The sequence below is a fragment of the Nostoc sp. genome (genome assembly GCF_036917635.1).
Classification (GTDB): Bacteria; Cyanobacteriota; Cyanobacteriia; order Cyanobacteriales; family Nostocaceae; genus Nostoc.
This window is the reverse complement of the sequence record NZ_JBALCW010000047.1, coordinates 112,628-135,868: the sequence shown is the minus strand read 5'-3', so window position 1 is coordinate 135,868 and position 23,241 is coordinate 112,628. Positions and strand designations below refer to the sequence as shown.

15 protein-coding genes are annotated in these 23,241 nt (G+C 41.7%); 10 read left to right on the top strand and 5 right to left on the bottom strand.

Features of this window, described 5'->3' with window-relative positions; all coding sequences use genetic code 11:
- Positions 1-181: 181 nt before the first annotated feature.
- From ftsZ to V7K32_RS13375, 3 genes are all read right to left on the bottom strand, one after another.
- The gene (gene ftsZ, locus V7K32_RS13385; RefSeq protein ID WP_334993901.1) at positions 182-1,495 is read right to left on the bottom strand and encodes a cell division protein FtsZ; all 1,314 of its coding nucleotides are present in this window, start codon (positions 1,493-1,495) and stop codon (positions 182-184) included.
- A gap of 60 nt (positions 1,496-1,555) precedes the next feature.
- Complete coding sequence (locus tag V7K32_RS13380) at positions 1,556-1,840, bottom strand: hypothetical protein (protein ID WP_334993899.1); 285 nt, start codon at positions 1,838-1,840, stop codon at positions 1,556-1,558.
- Between the two features lie 572 nt (positions 1,841-2,412).
- Entirely contained in the window at positions 2,413-3,264 is an 852-nt protein-coding gene (locus V7K32_RS13375; RefSeq protein ID WP_334993897.1) for a cell division protein FtsQ/DivIB, read from the bottom strand.
- Between the two features lie 1,028 nt (positions 3,265-4,292).
- Here V7K32_RS13375 and V7K32_RS13370 point away from each other — a divergent pair.
- The gene (locus V7K32_RS13370; RefSeq protein ID WP_334880077.1) at positions 4,293-5,624 is read left to right on the top strand and encodes a P-loop NTPase fold protein; all 1,332 of its coding nucleotides are present in this window, start codon (positions 4,293-4,295) and stop codon (positions 5,622-5,624) included.
- Positions 5,625-5,725: 101 nt separating this feature from the next.
- Positions 5,726-10,777: an nSTAND1 domain-containing NTPase gene (locus tag V7K32_RS13365; RefSeq protein WP_334993895.1), complete on the top strand. Its 5,052-nt coding sequence runs from the start codon at positions 5,726-5,728 to the stop codon at positions 10,775-10,777.
- Positions 10,778-11,022: 245 nt separating this feature from the next.
- Here V7K32_RS13365 and V7K32_RS13360 read toward each other — a convergent pair whose 3' ends face one another.
- The gene (locus V7K32_RS13360; protein WP_334993893.1) at positions 11,023-11,370 is read right to left on the bottom strand and encodes a hypothetical protein; all 348 of its coding nucleotides are present in this window, start codon (positions 11,368-11,370) and stop codon (positions 11,023-11,025) included.
- Between the two features lie 629 nt (positions 11,371-11,999).
- Here V7K32_RS13360 and V7K32_RS13355 point away from each other — a divergent pair.
- From V7K32_RS13355 to V7K32_RS13330, 6 genes are all read left to right on the top strand, one after another.
- Positions 12,000-12,833: a photosystem II manganese-stabilizing polypeptide gene (locus V7K32_RS13355; protein WP_334993891.1), complete on the top strand. Its 834-nt coding sequence runs from the start codon at positions 12,000-12,002 to the stop codon at positions 12,831-12,833.
- 660 nt (positions 12,834-13,493) lie between these two features.
- The gene (locus tag V7K32_RS13350) at positions 13,494-14,270 is read left to right on the top strand and encodes an RNA polymerase sigma factor SigF (protein ID WP_334993889.1); all 777 of its coding nucleotides are present in this window, start codon (positions 13,494-13,496) and stop codon (positions 14,268-14,270) included.
- Positions 14,271-14,436: 166 nt separating this feature from the next.
- Complete coding sequence (locus V7K32_RS13345; RefSeq protein ID WP_334993887.1) at positions 14,437-15,336, top strand: hypothetical protein; 900 nt, start codon at positions 14,437-14,439, stop codon at positions 15,334-15,336.
- 2 nt (positions 15,337-15,338) lie between these two features.
- On the top strand, positions 15,339-15,590 hold the full coding sequence (locus tag V7K32_RS13340) for a hypothetical protein (RefSeq protein WP_334993885.1): 252 nt from the start codon (positions 15,339-15,341) through the stop codon (positions 15,588-15,590).
- Between the two features lie 354 nt (positions 15,591-15,944).
- Entirely contained in the window at positions 15,945-16,205 is a 261-nt protein-coding gene (locus V7K32_RS13335) for a helix-turn-helix domain-containing protein (RefSeq protein WP_334993883.1), read from the top strand.
- A 5-nt stretch (positions 16,206-16,210) separates the two neighbouring features.
- A complete protein-coding gene (locus V7K32_RS13330; RefSeq protein ID WP_334993881.1) occupies positions 16,211-20,080 on the top strand; it encodes an ATP-binding protein in 3,870 nt (1,289 codons plus the stop codon).
- Between the two features lie 220 nt (positions 20,081-20,300).
- On the opposite strand, the gene V7K32_RS13325 is transcribed toward V7K32_RS13330, so the two are convergent.
- Positions 20,301-20,981: a tetratricopeptide repeat protein gene (locus V7K32_RS13325; RefSeq protein WP_334993879.1), complete on the bottom strand. Its 681-nt coding sequence runs from the start codon at positions 20,979-20,981 to the stop codon at positions 20,301-20,303.
- Positions 20,982-21,586: 605 nt separating this feature from the next.
- On the opposite strand from V7K32_RS13325, the gene V7K32_RS13320 reads away from it, so the two are divergent.
- Positions 21,587-21,913, top strand: a complete 327-nt coding sequence (locus V7K32_RS13320; protein ID WP_322647774.1) for a YbjQ family protein — start codon at positions 21,587-21,589, stop codon at positions 21,911-21,913.
- Between the two features lie 338 nt (positions 21,914-22,251).
- Entirely contained in the window at positions 22,252-22,884 is a 633-nt protein-coding gene (locus tag V7K32_RS13315) for a hypothetical protein (RefSeq protein ID WP_334993875.1), read from the top strand.
- Positions 22,885-23,241: the final 357 nt, after the last annotated feature.

The following is a 23,241-nucleotide window of genomic DNA, read 5'->3' as shown; positions in this document are numbered from 1 at the left end:
CAAGTTCATTCTATTTTTATAAAGTAGCGTTAACGAGTTTTTTACCCATTAGCAAGATCGGGGATGGCAACAGATTGCTTACCCCTGCCCTTAGTAAAACCCTGAAACTAGCAGATTTTATACAGTACTCAACCTTACCTGAGACTGCTAATTTAATCTAAAACCTCAAATCCAAAATCTTTTAATTCCGTGGTGTACGTCGTTTTTGAAGAAAATCAGGTATATCCAATCCAGGTTTTTCTTTTGGTTCTGGAATTGGAGTTGGAGTTGGAGTTGAAGTTGGAGTTGAGGTTGGGGGATTAACTGCTGGTTGCTGTGTTGTTGGTCGCTTCGAGGTATTAGGTGCTACTCGAACGTTAGCCACGGTTTGTTGTACCGCAGCTTGCACTTCACCTGTAAATCCGGTGGCAATTACAGTAATTCTTACCTCGCCTTGGAGTCTGTCATCAATTACAGCCCCAAAAATAATATTGGCGTTGGGATCAACTACTTCATAGATTGCTTCTGCGGCTGCATTCACTTCATGCAAAGTCAGGTCAGTACCACCTGTAATATTAAATACAACGCCTCTAGCACCTTCAATAGAACATTCTAGTAAAGGTGAAGAAATAGCTGCGATCGCAGCTTCTCTGGCTCTAGATTTTCCAGAGCTAACGCCAATTCCCATCAATGCCGATCCCGCATCTGCCATCACAGCGCGGACATCAGCAAAGTCAACGTTTACCAAACCGGGGATCGTAATGATATCAGAAATACCTTGCACCCCTTGACGCAGTACATCATCTGCATAACGAAAAGCTTCTTGCACAGGTGTTTGTTCGGGGATCACTTCCAACAGTTTGTTGTTGGGGATAATGATCAGTGTATCTACTCTACTTTTTAGTCCTTGAATACCTTCTTCGGCTTGGCTGGTACGGCGGCGTCCCTCAAAGACAAATGGACGTGTGACGACACCAACAGTTAGAGCGCCCATTTCTTTTGCTACTTCTGCCACTATCGGCGCTGCACCTGTCCCAGTGCCACCCCCCATCCCAGCAGTGATAAATACTAGGTCTGCCCCCTCCAAAGCTGTAGCAATTTCGTCTCGTGATTCCTCAGCTGCCTTTTGACCGATGGCAGGATTACCACCGGCTCCTAAACCCCGCGTTAGCTTCTGTCCAATTTGCAATCTACTGGGAGCGCCAGCTAAGGTAAGAGCTTGGGCATCAGTGTTAATTGACCAAAACTCTACCCCAGAGACATCAGATTCGATCATGCGGTTAACGGCATTGCCACCGCCACCACCTACACCAATCACTTTTATGTTGGCAACCCGGCCAGGAACAATCTCGCCAATTCGGCTATTTTCCGGAGAAATCTTCTTACTATCGTGATTTTGTCCGAAGTTCAACCCATTATTAAAGGGATTGGTCGAGTTAACTGCCAGAGAGAACCCCGGCTGTCCCGTAGATTGGGAATTTTTATAGTTAAGTCCTTGGTTATTATCAAGTGTCATTGGATTTGTCAAAGGGTAGATAAACGACTTTTTCAGGTGTTATTCACCTAAGAGTCAACTTTAGTTTGACAATGCCACAATACTAGGGCATTGTTCTTTATTGTTTTCACTACTGCCAAGCCTAACAGAATTGGCAGTGCGAAAATTTGCTATGGGATAAGCTTTCAGGGCAGCCGATCGCACAGCCAATTCTAGAGAAGTATACCTATATTTATCTAAAACTGAGATGTGTAACATCAAAGAGACATTCTTTGCTTGATTATTCTCAGTAGAGGGCAGACCTTGTAAAGACACACCATAGCGCATCTTATCTACCTCAATAATATTGTTAATAGATTTCACCATTGGGGATAACTGCAACTTTAGACACAAAATTTACTTTCTACTTACTTATCCCTAAGGTTGAAGTAAGCAAGAATTTACTTGTCAGACTATACCTGATTAATTTGTTGTTTGGGGGGTCTTAATGGACACTTTGCTTGAGCAATAGTCTATCTTACGAGAACCCTCACTACTGTGGTCAACAAATCAAGATTTTTCCAGAGGTTTCGTAACCCAATAGGAATTACAGTACAGAATAGTCTAAACTGATTGCCCAGAAGCAATGCTTACGCAACTTTGGGCGGCATTTTCCTTTACAGATTGAAAATAAAGGTAAACTGTTTTTGGAATAGAAGGCGTTTTGCACGCCATCGCCCATCATTAGATTGTCGGACATTTTGCACCCTACTATTAGATGTTAGGGGTCATAATTGAAAGTGTTTTACTCGTAATAGAGATTTTAGGATTTATTTTCTCATTTTAATTAGAAGTTAATGCCGATTTTCGTGCGGTTTGCTCGAAAACTGAAAATAATAAATATATTTATCAGCATAAAGCTTCTTAATTTACTAAGAGCTATCAATACATTAAACACGCTAAATGTTTTTAGGGGTTTTGGAAGTTAATTTTTGTTTTTCTTGGTTCATTTGTACTAATGGAAATTCGGGATTTTTCAGATCAATATACTCTATTTGGCCGGAATTGAGTTTTGCTGTTAAAGGGCGCATTTGGGCGAGTACTTTAATTTGTTCAGACACTTGGGGGCCTGGAACGCCGAGATGCACATTTCCTAGTTCTGTTTTCAAAATTAAATTCGTTGGATTTTGGCAATCAATTTCCATCACTTTTACCGGACTTTGGCTTATAGCTTGATGAAGTTGAGTCCAATAGAGACAGTATTGTTTGGGTAATCCAATTACTCTGAGGTTGGGTAATTTCTTAGTGGGATTAAGTGATGTATATTTTTCTAAAGGCATCCAGGCCCCGCTTGCATCTAGTAAGCCGATTGTGACTTTTTTGTTAGGTCCTTGATTTTGCCCACTTGGTGTTTGAGTCACGGCTACAGGAACTCGTTCTTGGATTTCGATGTTTAATCCAGGAGGAAACAAGCGGCGTCTAACGATCGCTTCGGCAATAGTTGGTTGTTTCTTCAAAGAGTTAGCGATCGCTGCCGGTTCAATCCGCCACAAAGATTGGGGGTAAGATAGCACCAACAGTGATTGAGTTGTCTCATCCGACAAGGACTGATTGCCTGATTTGATCGCTACTTGTTTGGAACTTTTTAGCACCCACACTGGTTGGACTGCCAGCCAGAGCAATCCACCCGCAAAACTGGTAATGGCAAAAGTTCGCCAAATAGCTTGAATAATTCTCATCTGCCTCTCTCGACGTAATTTCTGACGACGCTGGGCTAGATCCGTGCGGGAAACTGATATTATGCCAGGCATTCAAACCCCTTTCTGGTTACAATCCAAATTCCTTGACGCGCTTGTAAGTAGGTAGACAAGATAAAACCAAACTATGTAACGAAAAGTAAAATCTCTGTATTTGGCTCGTAGTTGCGCCCTCTTGCGCTTTAGCGCAACTACGAGCCAGTGATGATTATTTGCGCCCACTTACTTAAGTAGGTAGGCGTAATTAAACATCTATATCAAACCTTACCCTCAATCCCTCTCCGAACTCACAAAGAGGGAAGCCGGAGGTAGGATGAGGTTTTATATTTAATTTGACCTACTTACAAGTCATTATTAATCTCAGTAAACGCTGTCGGCATCTGTTAGCCGCTCTCCTCAAGACTTTTTTATTTTTAGTAACACTTTACATTAACTACACAACGAACGTGGCCTAGTCATCCTTACAATTAAAGTTTCCGGTGTCCATTCTTAACTTACTGTTGTCTTTTCGACAAGCGATCGTCAAATATTTTGTCTTTAAAGATTACAAAATATTAATTTAGATATTTTTAATATTTTCTTGACAAAAAAAACATAAAATGATATAAAAAATTTTCTAAATCTCTGTATAGCTTGCTATAATTCATACCAGTCCTTATCATTAACGATACAAATTGGGAACTATATGATCTAGTAGCTTTTTTTACTGATTAACTCAAGCCTACAAGGTTTGTGCCAGATCAAACAAAAGCTACAGATTGTCAAAACCTCAATAGCAGGAGTAAAAAGGACAGATACGCTTAAGTTTACTAGTACAGATGGCGCGTAAATAAACATACCATTTCAAATGGCGCAAGAAGCTCGGAATACAATTATGCATGAATGCGTGACTTCTGCCTTGCGCTACTAGGGTCAACTAAATCTCTACCATACTACTGACAGCGATTTGTAATAAGTGCTGTCTTTTGCAAGATACTACCAACTTGCGAAGTAATCCTGTGCTTACATCCAGGTTAGAGATTTTTTGTATAAAAAATACAAGTTAATTGCATCGACACATACATCTACACACCTCTACGTACATGAAAACGACATTAAATTTGTCACGTTTTTATAAAGCATGTAACCCAAGCTACACACTTAATATAAGTAACGTGCTAGATCGCCAGTATTACATAGATTTTGCTGATGTCCGTGGTTGCAAGATTGTCGAAGAATTGCAACGGACTATCGTTCGGATTTCTCCTGATGAGCCAACCTGCCAGTTATTTACAGGTCACATTGGCTGCGGGAAGTCAACGGAATTGCAGCGCCTCAAGACAGAACTAGAATTGGCGGGATTTCATGTAGTTTACTTTGAGTCCAGTCAAGACTTAGATATGGCGGATATTGATATCAGCGATATTTTGCTGAGTGTAGCCCGTCAAGTCAGCGCCAGTTTAGAAGGCATTAGCATTAAACTCAAACCTGGTTACTTTACCAATTTATTTAAAGAAGTAGGCGATTTTTTGCAAACCCCCATAGAGCTTTCTGGGCAAGCAGAGTTGTCGTTGGGTATTGCCAAAATTACCGCTAAAACCAAAGATAGCACCCAGATGCGGAATCAACTAAGGCAATATCTGGAACCACGTACTAATAGTATTTTGCAAGCGATTAACGAAGAAATTTTAGAAAAGGCTGTCGAACAGCTAAAGCAGCGGGGTCAAAAAGGATTGGTAGTAATTGTAGATAATTTGGATCGAGTGGATATGCGTCCCTTAGCATCGGGGCGATCGCAACCAGAATATCTTTTTATCGACCGAGGCGAACAGCTACGCCGACTCAAATGCCATCTAGTTTACACCATTCCCCTAACGTTAATTTTTTCCAATGAGTACGAGACACTAAAAAATCGCCTGGGGGGAGGGATTGCGCCAAAAGTATTACCGATGGTATTAGTGCGCCAAAGAGATACCAGTGACTACGAACCAGGGATGTCATTAGTGCGCCAGTTAGTTCTAGCTAGAGCTTTTCCAGAAGTTCCTTTGAGTGAAAGGTTTTTATTGATTACAGAATTATTCGATCACTCCCAAACTTTGGATCGTCTATGTCGCGTTAGTGGTGGTCACATTCGTAATTTATTAGGTTTACTTTATAGCTGCCTGCAACGACAAGATCCGCCTTTTTCTAGGGACTGCTTAGAAGCCGTGATTAAGGACTACCGCGACGATTTGCTATTAGCTATTGATGAATCCCAGTGGGAATTATTGTTTGAAGTCGTGCAGCAGCAGAGAGTTAAAGGTGAGTCTGACTATCAGAGCTTACTAAGAAGCATGTATCTGTTTGAATATCGCGATCCTTTGGGGCGCTGGTTCGGCATCAGTCCAGCGTTAGCAGAAACAGAAAAAGTTTTAGCTTGGCAAAAAAACAAGTAACAGTGCTGGGTGAGTCATTAGTCATTAGTCCTTTGTTCTTTGCCATTGGACTAATAACTAATGCCAATTTCCCATTCCCCATTCCTAATGCCCAATAACCAATGAATATTGACAAGCAGTTACAAGTCTATACAAAAGAAAATCAGCATACTTTGCAAAGACTGGTTAGAGCGATCGCACTTTCTGAAGGTCAATTTGCCCTAATTTTAGTTCGGTGTAACTATGGGCAATTACGTGAGCAAATGTTAGAAAATATTCGTTCCATCACCAAAGACATATATATCAGAGAAATTGTTCTCAATCCATCAACGACTTCCTTACACAACACAATAGTTTCAGAACTATCTTTAGATAATCCTGCTGTCCTTACAGACTCTTTGCCATCTGCTGTGATGGTTTTCGGTATTGAGTCAACTATGAACCTGGAAAACTTACTTACAGGCATCAACCAAGCGCGAGATATCTATGCCGCGACTTTTCCATTTCCAGTGGTGTTATGGCTACAAGATGAAGTTGCATCATTGCTTTCAAGATTAGCGCCTGATTTTAAAAGCTGGGCTGCAACCACGATTAAATTTGAAATGGCAAAAGCAGATTTAATTGCTTTGATCAACCAAGAGGCAGAATCATTATTTGCCAAAGTTTTAGAAGCAGGTGCCGAAACATTTTTATCTAACGCCTCCCTAGATTTAGATCCTAAGTCTCAACACCGCCACGAAATAGAATCAGCGCGTAATGATTTGCTGCGCCTTTACGGCTTTCAATTAACACCAGGATTAGAAGCTAGTTTAGAATTTGTTTTAGGGCGAGATAAATATGCCAACGATCAAATTAATGGTGCTTTAGCCAATTATCAAAGAAGCCTAGCATTGTGGCAGCAAGAAACAAAAAAAGTAGCAGGATGGGAAAGTAATTCTTCTTTACGCCTATCATATCCTCACCCTAGCCCTGCCTCATCTTTACTGAAGCAAGCAATAGTACTATTCCATCTGGGGCTGTGTTATCACCGAATGGCAGACTTACACCAAAATAGTAATAGTAGCTATTGCGAACATGCTCTGTTGTGGTTTAAACAATGCCTAAAAATATTGGAGGAGGTAGAAAGAGAAGACTTAGTTGCTAAATTTATTTTGCCTGCTTGTGAAATGTTGCAACGTTCACAAACCTGGGATGACTTAAAAGAATTAGCTCAAAAGTCATTACATCTACATGAAACCTATGGAAGTCCTGCACAAGTTGCTCAAGATTATGGATTTTTGGCAAATGTGGCAGTTTCTGAGTCTAATTGGGTACTGGCTCATGAATTAGCGAATACAGCACTTTCTATCTCCGAAGAAGTAACACAAGCTTCTCTGCAAGACGCTTTGCGAAGACGACGACAAGAAAGTTGGTATCTTCTCTTGCTCGCCCGGACACAGAGGCATCTAGGTGAGCCAGAGGAGGCTATCAATAATTTGGAATGGGCGAGGATAGTTTGTGAGCTACAACATCAGCCATCTCTTTATTTAGAGATTTTAGAGGAACTGCGATCGCTTTACTTTTTTGAGCGTCATGACTATACAGAAGCCTTTAAGCTCAAGCAAGAAAAAATTCAAATAGAACATCAATATGGCTTTCGTGCTTTTATTGGAGCAAGCCAATTGCAGCCGCAACACTCTAAAATTAACCCAGCCTTAGAACCTCAAAAAATCCCGTTTATTCCTGAGGGAGTTGCCCAAGAAATATCTGCTTCTGGACGGCAGCAAGATGTCAATCGTTTGATTGAAAGAATTACTCGTGCAGACTACAAGCTCACAGTAATTTATGGCCCATCCGGTGTAGGTAAAAGTTCAACTCTCAAAGCTGGTTTAGTCCCAGCACTGAAAGGTAAAGTTATCGGTGAACGCATTCCTATACCTATTGTTTTGTCTGTTTACACTGATTGGCTCACAGTCTTGATAAGCAGTCTAAATCAAGTGCTGGCACCCACAGGAATATCGGTTAATCTTGACTCTACACCCAGTATACTCCTAGAAAAAATTCGGTTAGCAACGGAGCGCAATTACACAATAATTATCATCTTAGACCAGTTTGAGGAATTTTTTTTTATTAGTAATCTTCCCACAGAACGAATAGAATTTTATCAATTTTTTAGCGAATGCTTAAACATTTCTTATGTCAAAATTATTTTGTCATTAAGAGAAGATTATTTACATTATTTACTAGAATTTGAACGGTTGAGCCAAAAAAATAGTATTGGTCTATATGATTTAGGCGTAATTAATAAAAATATTCTTGATAAGGATATTCGCTACTATCTAGGAAAATTCTCTAGCCAGGATGCTAAAGCCATAATTCATAGTCTTACTCAGCGTTCCCATTCTGAACTGAGTGATGAATTAATTAACCGATTAGTCCAGGATTTAACAGGAGAACTAGACGAAGTACATCCAATTGAATTACAAATAGTTGGCGCTCAACTACAAATAGAAAACATTACCACACTTGCACAATATAAGCTTTGCGGCGGCTCGACAAAATTGGTGGAACGCTGGCTTGGGGAGGTTATTAAAGATTGTGGTCAGGAGAATGAAGAGTTAACTTGGAAACTATTATTTGAGTTAACTGACGAAAAAGGGACGCGACCGTTAAAAATTAAAGCTGATTTAGCGGCTGCATTAGTTAATAATCATGATATAGATACAATATCAAGCTTTGACACAGTTGGGGAACTAATTTTAGAAATATTGGTGGGTTCAGGTTTGGTGTTGCGAGTTAGAGAAGAGTTAGGCGATCGCTACCAGCTAGTTCACGATTATTTAGTTGAACCAATTCGCCAAAAAAACAATTATGGTATGCTCGCGGAATTAGAAAAAATCAAACTTGAAAAAACTCAAGCTGAAGTTGCCCAACAATTTAGTCAAAAGCAACTCAATTTGATATTGCAACGGCGACTGCGGGAAGCACGAATAGCAGGTGCAGTGCTGGCAATCATGGGGGGAACAATAGCAGCATTATGGTGGCAAGCCGACTTGCAAAAAACAGCCGCAATCCGCCAAACTCTACGAGCCGAACACAGTGAAAGCAACTTGAACATTAGTGCGATCGCGGCTGCTAGTGAAGCTTTATTTGCCTCTAATAAAGAATTTGATGCCCTATTAGAAAGTTTGCGGGCTTGGAGAGAACTTAAACAGGCTGATGGAGTGCAGCCAGATACCCGAATGCGGGTGGTGACAGCCCTCCAACAGGCAGTTTATGGGGTAACAGAGGCTAACCGCCTAGAAGGACACGCTGATATTGTCTGGGGAGTAGCTTTTAGCCCAGATGGTCAGTTGCTAGCATCAGGTAGCCGAGATCAGACAGTGAAAATTTGGCGTCCTGACGGTACCTTACTCCAAACCCTGAAAGGTCACACTGATGCTGTCAGCTGTATAAGTTTCAGCCCGGATGGTCAAACCCTAGCGTCCGCCAGCCTCGATAAAACAGTACAAATCTGGCGCAAAAACCGGGTTACAGGTGAATTTGACTCCAAGCCATATAAAACCCTCAAAGGACATAAAGATTGGGTTTATAGCGTTAATTTCAGCCCTGATGGCCAGTTGTTAGCTACTGGCAGTAAGGATAAAACCGTAAGACTCTGGCGCAAAGACGGTAGCCTAGTAAAAATACTGACAGGACATCAAGGGTGGGTTAACTGGGTAAACTTTAGTCCCAATGGTCAATTCATCACCTCGGCCAGCGACGACAAAACAGTGAAAATCTGGCGACGGGACGGTAGCCTCGTTAAAACTTTGCAGGGACATCAGCAGGGTGTGGTTGTAGCTGTTTTCAGTCCAGACGGTAAACTGTTGGCGTCAACAGGTCGAGATAAGACAGTGAAACTTTGGCGACAAGAAAGTAACAGCACAGACGGGTTTAATTTTTTTCCTTACAAAACTTTACGGCAGCATAACGGTACAGTCTGGAGTTTGAGCTTTAGTTCCGATAGTAAAAAGTTAGCTTCCGCAGGTGATGACAATATCATAAATCTCTGGAGTATCACTGGTACCTTACTCAAAACCTTCAAAGGACACAGCGATGCTGTTGTCAGCATCGCTTTCAGCCCAAATAATAAATTTCTAGCTTCAGCGAGTTATGACAAAAGCGTGAAACTATGGAGAATAGATGCTCCAACACCGTCTATTCTTCAAGGGCATCGGAAGCGAGTTTTGAGCGTTGCTTGGAGTCCCGACGGTCAGATGCTAGCTTCTGGTAGTCGCGATCGCACTGTCAAACTTTGGCAACGATACACCAGTAGAGGTGAGGTCAAAACCCGACTTTACAAAACTTTAGTGGGGCATACTAATCAAGTTCCTAGTGTCAGTTTTGACCCTAAAGGTGAAATGCTAGCTTCAGGAAGTTATGACAAAACTGTGAAACTTTGGCGACTTGACGGTACTTTAATCATGACTCTCCACGGACATACTGATAGTGTGATGAGTGTGAGTTTCAGCCCCGATGGTCAATTTTTGGCATCAGCTAGCAAAGATAAAACAGTGAAACTTTGGAACCGTCAAGGCAAGTTGCTCAAAACCTTAGTGGGGCATCAGGGTTGGGTAAATAATGTAAATTTTAGTCCTGATAGTCAGATTTTAGCTTCCGCCAGTGATGACCAAACTGTGAAACTGTGGCAACCGGATGGTACTTTACTCAAAACTTTTTCACCCCATGACAGTTGGGTGTTAGGCGTTAGCTTTAGTCCCACTGACGAGTTACTGGCTTCTGCCAGTTGGGATAATACCGTAAAATTATGGCGACGGGATGGTACTTTGTTAAAAACCTTATTAAAGGGGTACAGCGATAGCGTCAATGCCGTGACTTTCAGTCCCAATGGTCAATTGCTCGCCGCCGCCAGTTGGGACAGTACAGTGAAACTCTGGAGCCGTGATGGCAAATTAATTAAAAGTCTCAATGGGCATCGCGCTCCGGTATTAAGTGTCAGTTTTAGCCCAGATGGTCAAACCCTAGCCTCAGCCAGTGATGACAACACGATCATTCTGTGGAATTTACATCTTGATGATCTGCTTGTTCGTGGTTGCAACTGGGTGGGCGATTATCTTAAACACAACCGCAATCTTGAAAAGCGCGATCGCATTCTTTGTGATGGTATAACTAGTACCGCAGGGCGGAATTAAAAATTAAAAATTAAAAATTAAAAATGAATACAGCAGAAGGGTTTCGTTGATTTGGAATGGGTGGTTTATTTCCGCCGTGCTGTACTAATACAAACCCTTTTTAATTACGAATTACGAACTTGTACTGAGGGTAGCCGAAGAATTACGAATTAGCTTGAAGCCTCAATGGGCAACCGCTCTTGGTTTAGCGGTTGATGAGGCGATCGGAGTTGTTAATTCATAGCTAGAAATTTATTTCGAGACGATCAGCCGCATGAGCCATCGCTCTCCAAAACTTCTTGATTATTTTCTGCTGGAGCCTCTTGTGGCAAATTCGCTAAAAAGGCTTGTAGTCTCATGCGCTCAATATAAGGCCAGCCTCCCTCAGACTCAATATCTTTCAGCAGTGAGTAGAGTTGCCGACGGTTAACAGGCAAACTCTCTTGAAAAACCCCATCCCGGATCTCTCGATGTAAATGCTCCAATTGCCTAAGCATTGCCAAAAGAGCTACACTATCGCCTTGACAATCTTGAACTGCATCATCCACCACAGTTGCGATCGCTTGTAGTTTACTAGACAACTCCCCTAATTCAAGATTTTTCTTATCGTTCATGCCATCCTTTCCGTATAAATGAGGTCAACTCAAATTTACCGGAGATTTTTAATTTTCCCTAGTTTGGCAATAGTTGCTCTAGAAAATGAACCTTCTGTAAGCTTCTAAATGAGTTTTTTCTAGAAGAATTTCCCCAGCAAGAACTGCCTCTTCCTTAAGTCAGGGGTGAATATAACTAGATTTGTATCTTTATCAAAAGCAATTGCGATCGCTCGTAAAAGAGCGTAGTAACCTTTACCATAGCCTCCACGGCAGCTAGATGCGATCGGGATGAGACTTTCTTGGATTTTGAGTACTTTGATTTTGAGTTAAAAAAAATCGTATGATCTGGCTGATTTACCCATCAAACAATGGGCTGTATGTAGTGGCGTCACATACATGATACAAAAAGACTTGGGCGACGCCGCTTTTGCTATATGCAAGAGCAAAGTGCGAAGCAGCGACACGTTTAAGTACGTTTAGCAGAGAAAAGTTTGAGTGGCGACTAGCCAACCTATACGCCCGGACACTTGTTTAAACTCAAGAATCAGAGCAATGCAGTGTCCGATAAAGGATGGCTTATCGTCAGAAATCAAAGCTTCGATGCAGTTTTACAACTTAGATATTAATTTTTGAGATTGAGGTTGACCATGAGGTATCGCGCTTTAATTGTTGCATTCTTGGCTTTGTGCCTGGGGCTAATAACTGCTTGTAGTGATGCTCCTGCTACTAGTAGTAGAGATGTACTCACTTACGATCAAATTCGCGGCACTGGTTTGGCTAACAAATGCCCCCAACTAGCTGAAACAAGCCGTGGCTCCATTCCCATTGATTCTAGCCAGTCATACACCATCAAAGAACTTTGCTTAGAACCAACTAGCTTCTTCATCAAAGAAGAACCTGCTAATAAACGCCAACAAGCAGAATTTGTTGCTGGCAAATTGTTGACCAGATACACTTCCACCATTGACCAGGTGCAAGGCAATCTAAAAATCAACCCAGATAATAGCCTCACCTTTGTGGAAACTGATGGTCTTGACTTCCAAGCCATCACTGTGCAACTTCCTGGTGGTGAGCGAGTACCTTTCCTCTTCACCATCAAAAACTTAGTTGCTCAAACCCAACCCAGTTTGAGCAGTATTAACACCTCCACGGACTTTGAAGGCACCTTCAAAGTTCCTTCCTATCGTGGTGCTGCCTTCCTAGATCCCAAAGGTCGTGGTGTCGTCAGTGGCTACGATAATGCTGTGGCTCTCCCCGCCCAAGCAGATGATGAAGAACTTACCCGCACTAACGTCAAGCGTGCTGAAAATCTTAATGGCAAGATTTCTTTGCAAATCGCTAAAATCGATAGCTCTAGTGGTGAAATTGCTGGTACTTTTGAGAGCGAACAGCCATCTGATACTGATTTAGGTGCTGGCGAACCTAAAGAAGTTAAGATTCGCGGTCTATTTTTTGCACGGGTTGAACCGGCTCGTACCTAAACTCTCTGGAGTTAGGTAAGCATCAGTCATCGCAAGGCAGGGTAACCCAACATAATCAAAGCTTTGTTGGGTAACACGAATGTTTAACCCAACCTACTAATATTCAAAACCTACGCAGTATTGAGTTAAATCCAACAAAGGGCGAGATACCTTTTGTTGGATTTTTTTGCGTAATTTTACTTATAATATCGGAAAATTATTAGTAAATTTTAATTATTCGATGGATTTCGGTTTAATGAACACGTAATTTTACTGTAAATCAAACTTTTGCTTATCTAATAAAATTCCGGCTACTGTTGTTTTGTTTATAGAAATTAGCTTCAGCATTAATTAATTAAAGTTAAGTACAATCTCGGTTTGATATTTGGTAACTAATTTTATATTTTATTTCTATGTAGTTCTAAAAACAGCTACAGATTAGACCGAAGATCAATAAGCAACTAAATACCAATTTTGCTTATTTAAGCTTTGCTCGATTGTCAAGCAAGTCTATAAAATTTTCTTTAGAAAAACGTTGTTATCTACTAGAGAATTTGCTCCCGGCATGTACGACATTATCTTTGATATCGTGCGATCGCCACCAAAAAAGGCCGGTACGCGATCGCAGATGAGTTTAAAAGACAAAAATTAATTGTTGATTTACTTAATAAACAAACATCTATGCCTACCACAACCACCAATGAACTGAAACATGAAATTTGGCAGTTGTTGCGAGAATATCAGCAATTTCCGTCAGAAAATGTTCGCAATAAGCTGGTAAAACTAAATTTTGGACTTGTGAGAAAAGAAGCTCACTACTGGACGAATCAATGTCATGAAACCTACGATGATTTGCTCCAGGTTGGATGTTTGGGTTTAATCAGGGCGATTGAAAAATTTGAACTTTCCAAGGGACATGCTTTTAGTTCCTATGCTCTTCCCTATATTCGGGGTGAAATTCAACACTATCTCCGAGATAAAGGTGTTACCGTGCGAATTCCTCGCAAGTGGTTAGCACTGCAACAGCAAGCAATAGGAGTGTCACGTTCTTGGCGTGAAAAGCATAATCGCCAACCAACAGACTCGGAATTAGCAACAGCACTAGAAATTTCTGCAAACGAATGGCAAGAAATTAAATTAGCGTGGGTAAATCGCGCTCCCTTGAGTCTTGATGTACCAATCCAAGATGGAGAAGAAGGCTCTACCTGTTTGGGAGATTTAGTTCCAGATCCTCACTATCGGAGCTTTCAACTAGTACAAGAAGACCAACTTCGTTTGCAACAAGCATTGGTTCAGCTAGAACAACGCACCCGCGATGTGTTGGAATGTGTGTTTTTACAAGATTTAACACAAAAACAAGTTGCAGAACATCTGGGAATCAGTGTCGTAACAGTTTCCCGTAGAGTTAAAAAAGGTCTGGATTCGATGAAGGAGCTTATGGGTGTGGCAGAAGATTGACTGTAAATAAACACCAAGCCGCAGTTCTGCTGAGTAGGCAGTGCTAAAAATAACCCTAAAAATGTAAAAAATTAGGCTATAAAGGGAACATACTTTGCCTTTGATACAAATTTCAGGCATGTTAATTTCCACTTTCAAATTTTCCAATGGCTTTTGAGAACAGCTCATGGGCAGAAATTTAAAAATTACAATTGCAGCTATTTTAACTTTGGCGATCGCTGGATGTGCTTCTGAAGATACACCACAAGCGCTCAATCCTGCGCCAATTCCCAAAATAGCAGCAAATTCGCCATCAACGACTCAATCCTTTAAGAATCCAGTGATACCTGCCAAAGAGGTTTCACAAGTTACTCCTGCATCTGCTAACTTGATTCAATCCACTAATGCTACAGAGCGGGCACGCTTTCTTCAGGTATCAAAAAACCGGGCTGATCCATTTGCACAACTTTTCGGGCAGACGGTTCCTGGAATACCTAAAACATCTGGAAGACCTGTTCCCGTGTTACCTAAGCTACCTACTCCATCGATAGCAGTCCGAAAACTTCCAACACGGACTATAGCTTTAAATCAGAATAAAAATAAGATTGCTTCTGTACCAAAAAAAGTCAATCCTACTTTGGCTAAAAAAGTCAATCCTATTTTGGCTAAAAAAGTCAATCCTACTTTGATTTCAGTCTTACCTAAGGTTTTGCCTCAAGTTGTCCCCAACCCAGCTTTAGTATCTGTATTGCCACCGCCAGCACAACCTGAGTTAGCAAAGGCAGTTGTTGTGACTGGTGTAGTTCTAATTAGTAAGGAACCACAAGCAATTATCAAAGTACCGGATGAGCCGACAAGTCGCTATGTGCAAGCAGGACAGCGATTAGCAAATGGCGTACTGGTTAAACGGATTGAAATGAATCAGGGCTACAACCCCATTGTGATTCTGGAACAATATGGTATTGAAGTTGCCAAAATGGTAGGGGAAGGTCCTGTCAATTCAACGCCCTCAGCTGCATCTGCTACCGCCAATCCTATTTCAGTGACAACGCCCCCCTCAAATCCTTTTAATGGTGGAGCTTCATAAAGATGGAGACTAAAGAAAAAATTGAATTCGCTGGTTTGCCTTTAGCTGTCTATAGAGAGATAGCAGCTCATTTACATCAAGTCGAAGGGGTAGAAGTGGATTTAATTCCCCAGTTATCCCAAGAGTTTGATTACAATCAAAGTCAAATTGGTGGTTTGTCTATCTCTTGTACAGCAAACTCTGGTTCAGAAAGTCGGCAACGAGTTCACCAAATTTTGGCTTACTATCAAAATCGCTATATGAATCCTATTTGATTTGTGAAAATTGAAATTTTAGATTCCCGATTTCTCAAAGAAGTCGGGAATTTTGTTGTTCACGAATGACTAAGTAGAGCTTACACATTGACAGGAAAGACCAAATATGAGTGTTTTAAAAAACCACATCTGTCGTCTCTGGTACAGCGCCTCAGAATTAATGAGACAGAGTACTAGTACTGCCATGCAAAAATCAAAAGTAAAAAGGTTTGTATATCAAGGCTTTTGCAAGTTTTAAAATGGTAGCTTGATTTACGCCAAGCTGTACTAGTAAGAAAGAGCCTTCATTGGCAATAAACTCTATTTGCGGATATTTTTGCATCTATCACATCTGTTATAGTCTAGACAGTTTAATTGAGAAAGCCTAACTTGATGGCAGCCTTGGAAGATATAAAAATTGCAGCGTTGATTCGGGAAGCTCGGCAGCTACTGCAACTGTCTAAAGTTGAGTTTGCTAGCAAAATCGGTGTGTCATTTCAGAGTGTCAATCGATGGGAGAATGGACGAAACAGAGCAATACCCTTAGCACTCAAGCAGATTGAAAAATTGTTACATAATAATATTGGAGAACCAGGTGAGAACCTGTTAACCAAATACTTTAGCAATCAGGACTAGCAGCGATGGCACCTGAAGAAGGTATAGCTGTTAACAGTGTTTTTATTGAAGGTGGCGAAATTGGCAGCCTGATGCGATCGCTCGATTGGTCGCAGACTGCTTTAGGTTATGTAGCTGATTGGCCTCAGAGCTTACGGAGTGCCATTAGCATCTTGCTGGCTTCTAAAGCTCAGATTTGCCTCTTCTGGGGTTCGGAATTAATCACGATTTATAACGATGCCTATCGCCCTGCCCTTGCCTCAAAACATCCCTGGGCTCTCGGTCGCCCTGCTCATGAAGCGTGGAGCGAAGTCTGGAATGTTGTAGAACCTTTACTCAAGGGAGTTGTGGCGACAGGAGTTGCATTTTGGGCGCAAGATCATTTATTTTTCCTGAATCGACACGGTTACATTGAAGAAACTTACTTCGATGTCTCCTACGATCCCGTGCGAGATGAAAGCGGGAAAGTTGGCGGAGTCTTTTGCATTGTTAGTGAAACAACAGGACGAGTGCTGGGCGATCGCCGTTTACAAACCCTGAGCTTACTAAGTAGGCAGGCTCAAGCAAAGACCGTAGAAGCAGCTTGTTTGTTTGCAATTCAAGCCTTAGCAATCAATTCTTATGACATCCCGTTTGCCATGCTGTATCAGGTAGAGGCAGATGGCACCAGTGCAAAGCTGGTTACAACTACTCCAATCGAGGAAACAAAAGCAATTCCATCGAGGGTAAATTTAACTCAACACAGCGATGCATGGAAACTCACACAAGTTTATCATACCGGCGAAGCAGCAATCGTTGATGATTTGACAACTCGGTTTGAAGCTCTGCCCACAGGAGCTTGGGACAAACCCCCCTCTGCTGCTTGGGTCGTACCGCTCATTCCAGCTGGACAAAAACAAATTGTTGGATTGCTGGTATTGGGTATCAATCCCCACCTGGCTTTTGAAGAAGAGTACCGAAAGTTCTTCGATTTGCTGGTAGGTAACATGACGATTGCGATCGCTAATGCCTATGCTTATGAAGAAGAACGCAAGCGATTGGAGGCACTAACAGAACTGGATCGAGCTAAAACAACCTTCTTCAACAACGTCAGCCACGAATTTCGCACTCCCCTAACGCTGATGCTGTCGCCACTGAAAGAGACGTTAACCGAATTAGACGGAATTCTTCCAGCCAAAGCCCAAGCAAAATTGGAGATGGTGCAGCGCAATGGCACACGGCTGCTGAAGCTAGTTAATACACTCTTAGATTTCTCACGCATTGAAGCCGGACGCACCATAGCTAGTTATGAGCCAATTGATTTAGCCACGTATACCGCAGAACTAGCAAGTATTTTCCGGTCTGCTGCTGACTCGGCGGGGCTGCAATTAATTGTGGATTGTCCTCCCCTAGCAGAACCCGTTTACGTAGATCGTGAAATGTGGGAGAAGATTGTGTTAAATCTGCTCTCCAATGCATTGAAGTTTACCTTTGTTGGAGAAATTGCAGTTTCTTTGCACCCAATTGGGATGATGGTTGTATTGGTAGTACGTGATACTGGTACGGGGATTCCGGCAGATGAGGTTCCCCGGTTATTTGAGCGGTTTTATCGAGTTAAAGGTATCAAAGGTCGCACCTTTGAGGGTACGGGCATTGGGCTGTCGCTAGTGCAAGAATTAGTCCAAATGCATGGTGGGACAATCACCGTTGACAGCACCTTCGGTCAAGGCAGTACCTTTACTGTGCAATTGCCAACTGGAAAAGCTCACTTACCAGTAGATTGCCTTAATGCTAGCCAAAGCAGTGTTTCTACCGCTTCTAGAGCAATGTCTTATGTTGAGGAAGCTTTAGGGTGGCTCCCGAAAGAAACTCAAGAGCCGGAAGAATTCTCTCCTGGGTTCCTTCACCCCCTTGCTTCTTCTGCCCGGATTCTGCTGGTGGATGACAACACCGATATGCGGAATTATTTGCGACGGATTCTTAGCGAGTACTACAAAGTGGACGTGGCAATTGATGGTGAAACCGCTCTAGCTGCCGCGTATAACGATCCGCCTGATTTGATCCTCAGCGATGTCATGATGCCAGGAATGGATGGCATTGAGTTGCTGGGGCAGTTACGGGCTGATTTAAGAACGCGTGAAATTCCCATTCTGCTACTGTCTGCCCGCGCTGGAGAAGAATCGGCAGTGGAAGGATTGGAGTCTGGGGCAGATGATTATTTGGTGAAGCCATTCAGCCGACGGGAATTACTGGCAAGGGTTGCCGTTTATGCATTCCGCATTGGGCAGCCGCAGCAGCGACAAGTCGCCGTCCTTTTCAAGGATATCAGCGATCGCAAACTTGCCGAAGCAGCTCTGCGAGAAAGTGAAGAGTTAAAGCAACGAATTTTGGACAGCACTCATGATTGTATCAAAGTTTTAACGTTAGATGGGCAGGTCCTCTACTTGAATAAAGGCGGGCTACATCTTCTAGATATTGATGATCCTGCTTCCTTTCTTAACACCGAGTGGATTAATTTATGGCAAGGCGAAGACCAAGAAAATGCAAAAGTGGCGATCGCTGCGGCCAAAATAGGTAATGTCGGTCAATTTCAGGGTTATTGCCCCACAACAAAGGGTAAGCCGAAGTGGTGGGATGTAATTATTACTTCGGTGCGAAATGCATCAGGAATTATTGCACAACTCTTAGTCGTCTCCCGCGATATCACAAAGCAAAAGCAAGCAGAAGCAGAACGCGAACAACTTTTATTGCGTGAGCAAGCTGCGCGTGAACAAGCTCAGACAGCGAATCGAATTAAAGATGAGTTTTTGGCAGTGCTATCACATGAATTGCGATCGCCCCTCAATCCCATCCTGGGTTGGTCTAAGTTGCTTCGCAATGGGACATTAAATGCCGCAAAAACGGCTACTGCTTTGGAAACAATCGAGCGCAATGCCAAACTCCAAGCACAATTAATTGAAGATTTGTTAGATATTTCTCGCATTTTGTCTGGCAAACTCAATTTAGAAATGGCTCCTGTTAACTTAGCATCGACCATTGAAGCGGCTATTGAAACTGTGCGTTTAGCAGCAGAAGCGAAGTCAATTCAAATTCAGAGAGTATTTGACCCAAATATTGGGCAGATTTTGGGAGATTCTGCTCGGTTACAGCAAGTATTTTGGAATTTGCTTACTAACGCTGTAAAATTTAGTTTCGCTGGTGGACGGGTCGAAATTCGCTTAGAGTGCCGAGACTCCCAGGCTCAAATTACTGTTAGCGACACGGGTAAAGGTATTAATCCTGACTTTCTCCCCTACGTGTTTGAATCCTTTCGTCAGGCAGATGCGACAACAACTAGGAAGTTTGGCGGACTAGGGTTAGGGCTGGCGATCGTCCGTCATCTAGTTGAAGTGCATGGCGGTACTGTTCAAGTAGACAGTCGTGGAGAAGGACAGGGAGCCATCTTTAATGTCAGGTTTCCTTTGATGAAAGCACAACGTTCTAGCCAGAAAGCAGAAGAAAACCGCTCATTTTTTACTTTTAACACCTCACCTCTGACAGGAATACGGGTATTAATCGTTGATGATGATGAAGATATCCGTGATTTTTTGGGCTTTGTCCTTGAGCAGGCGGGAGCAGAGGTTAGTATTGTCACATCGGCAATAGAAGCATTGCAAGCGGTAGAGCAATCACCACCAGATATTTTGTTGAGTGACATTGGAATGCCAGATATGGATGGCTATATGCTGATTCGACAAATTCGAGCCATGCCAGCCGAACAAGGTGGGCAAATTTTGGCTTTAGCTCTCTCGGCTTATGCTGGAGAAGTTAATCGCCAACAAGCTCTAGCCGCCGGATTTCAGCAGCACGTTGCCAAGCCAATCGACCCAGACGCATTAATTGCAGTCATTCTAGATATAATTGCCAAGGTAAATTAAGCTCTGAGCGCATTTAGATACTTCGTAATATCAAGGATTAGCAGACTTGATTGATACTACTAGCCATTTGTGCAGATCAATCGCTGACAAAAATTTAACAAAGTTTAGGGGTTTAATTCCCCTGCCTAATGACGGCAGAACGTTTTGGGTCGGGGTCTAAATCCCCGTCACAAAAATTAATTACGAATTACGAATTACGAATTATTTAATTTTATTAACTTCATCCTCCTAACTGTCGCAGCATGGCTTCTACTCTGTTGACGCCATCTGAGTCATTGCGCCGCTTGTACAAGTCACGGGCTTTCTGAAGCAAGCTGTTGGCTTGTTTGGTTTGTCGTCGCTGTTTATACATCGAACCCATTAACTCATAAGTCTGGGCGTTGTTCTTATCCAAGTCGATTGCTTGTTGGTATGCCCAGCTAGCAGCATTATAGTCTCCCATCCGAGATTGGGTTACAGCCAATCCTAAATAGGCGTTAACGTTGTTACGGTTCAGCTGGATAGCCCGACGGTAGCCTTCTTTTGCCCCAGGCGTGTCGCCCAAATTCGCTTTGATGTAAGCCACGGCGTAGTAAAAATCACTATTGTTAGGGCTGATGGCGATCGCACGACGATAAGATGTTAATGCTGCCTGGTAATTTCCCTGTTGAGCGTATAAATACCCAATACCTGAATGGATTTTAGCATTCTTCGGATCTAGCCTAGCTGCTTGCTGATAAGCTGCGATCGCACCACCATAATCGCCCGTATCCACTAACCTCCGTCCTTCTTCTAGTAATTGCTTTAACTCTGGGTTTTTGCCTTGCGCTACTAATACCTGAGACTGAGCCACAGAAGGTATAGTCAAGGAAAAACATCCTAATAACACCACACTCAGCACAATTGATGTTGACTTGTACACAGTAAATTTCCTGAAATTTTAGAGGACTTTTTTCTTGTACATTAAAACAAAAATATGGCCTTTTGAAAACTGTATTTCTTCGTATTGATTAAGATGTTAATAATTCATTGACTTTTTCTTTTACAATGGCACACATTACAGAGTTTTTACTGAATTATCAAGTGTAAGATATCAAGCTTAGATGAAGTTACTTACATATAAATCAGTAAGCTAGCAAAATAACACTTTTTTTGTCAGTAGTTATACGTGTTACTCAGAATCCAACAGGCCTTTAGCTTAATTTGAGAAAGCGACCCGCCAATTTAAGTTGTTTTATTTAATAATTTACTGAGTCTGTGTCCAATTGCTCACATGATACTACCTTTAGTAACCCTCTATCCAGGTGTTTATATCCTTATGGGACATGACACGGTAAGATAAATTTAACAAGCTAAATGTTTTTTCAAATACTAGTTTTTAGCCAGCAAGTGAAAGCGCAAATGCGAGCGATCGCAATCTAAAATAGTGTGAGAGAATGTTTATCAAGCTTATATCAATACCAACTAGTTTTGTCTGGGTATTTTAATAATAAATATCAACCTATATACCATCTGAGAGGCTAATTTATGATTATAACTACCACTGATGTAATTCAAGGAGCCGTTATTGAGTCCTACTTAGGCGTTGTGACAGCAGAAGTAGTCTACGGCAGCAATTTCTTGCGAGATTTTTTGGCGGGTATTCGAGATATTATTGGTGGACGGACTGGTAGCTATGAGCGTCTATTTGAGCAGGGTCAACGCAAGGCATTAGAAGAATTAGAACAACGAGCGCAACGTTTAGGAGCAAATGCTGTGATTGGGATTGAAATTGATACTGGCACAATCAATCTTGACCAGTCAGGAGTTCTTTTGCTGATTACTGCCACAGGTACTGCTGTGAGGATGCGTTAATTTTTGATTATCCTTACTTTTGAGAATCGTTACAAAATTTTCTCTTAAGTCTAATTCTGTACATAATTAAAGCTAGATTATCATAAAATTTAAGAATTAATTGTGTTTTAATTTTAAACTTTTAAAATTTATTTTATAAAAATTTATTAATATTTTAATAAATACTAAGATGTATAGATTTTTGTTAAATAAATCTGCTTCTTCTCACTAAAGATATACCTATTAACTCTTTCTATTGATAGATATAAAAGCAGATGATTTAGTTATTTAATTTTAAACATAAAGCATAAATATACCTGAAATAAGCTTTGCTGAAACAGCACTGGAGAACATAAGCTATGTCATACGTAAATCGGACAGGTAATGAAGGTATTGCTACTGAGCCTGTGGTAGCAGGCCGAGTAGCTGAATATCATGATCTTGTTCGCTGGGGTCCGATTATTTCTGGTTTGTTGGTTGCTTTAGCTACTCAATTAATTTTGAGCGCTATCATTGGTGCTTTTGCGGCAGGCGCAGTTGAAGGTTCAGGTGCACCCAGATCAATTGCCTCTAACGCTGCGGGTAATGCGGGGCTTTGGTCAACTATCGCTTTACTAATTTCCCTATTTACAGGTGGTTGGGTTACAGCCCGTGCTTGTGGCCCGATGAACCGCAATACAGCTCTTCTTAACGGTGCAATTCTTTGGGCAACGACCTTAGCAGTTAGCTCATGGCTGTTAGCAAGTGGAGTATCTGGTGCTTTTGGTGTTGCTGCTTCTAACGCTGGGGCAGTGATAAACCAGGTACAACAGCAAGGTGGTGTTAATGTACCACAAGCAAACATCAGCGCCCAACAAGCTCGTGATGCAGCAGCTAATTTACGTTCGGGATTGTGGTGGTTTGTGTTTGGTTCTTTGTTGGGTTTAATAGCCTCAATGATTGGAGCCGTAACTGGCGCTCGTAGTCCTCGGGCTAACAATTACAATGCTTAAATAATTGTTTGACAAACAAAATGTTATTAACTTTAAAAGCACCTTGGAAAAGGTGCTTTTTATTTAGGGACTTCCAAGAAATAAATCTAATAAACGAACCTTATTAGACGCAGAGAACGCAGAGAGAAGAAATAGAGAGAGTTTTTGCGTCAGTTTTGGAACATTTTTTTATTTGGAAGTCCCTTATAGCGGTTCCACATACAACCTACGAAGATTCAAAACATACGCAGTATTGAGATGCGCTAAACCTATTTAAGTACAAGAAAGAAGAACGAACCGCAAAGGGCGCATACGAAGTTTAGCACACCAAGAAAGAAGTTAAAAGAGTCTGGCGTAGCCTCACAAAGAAATGGTATA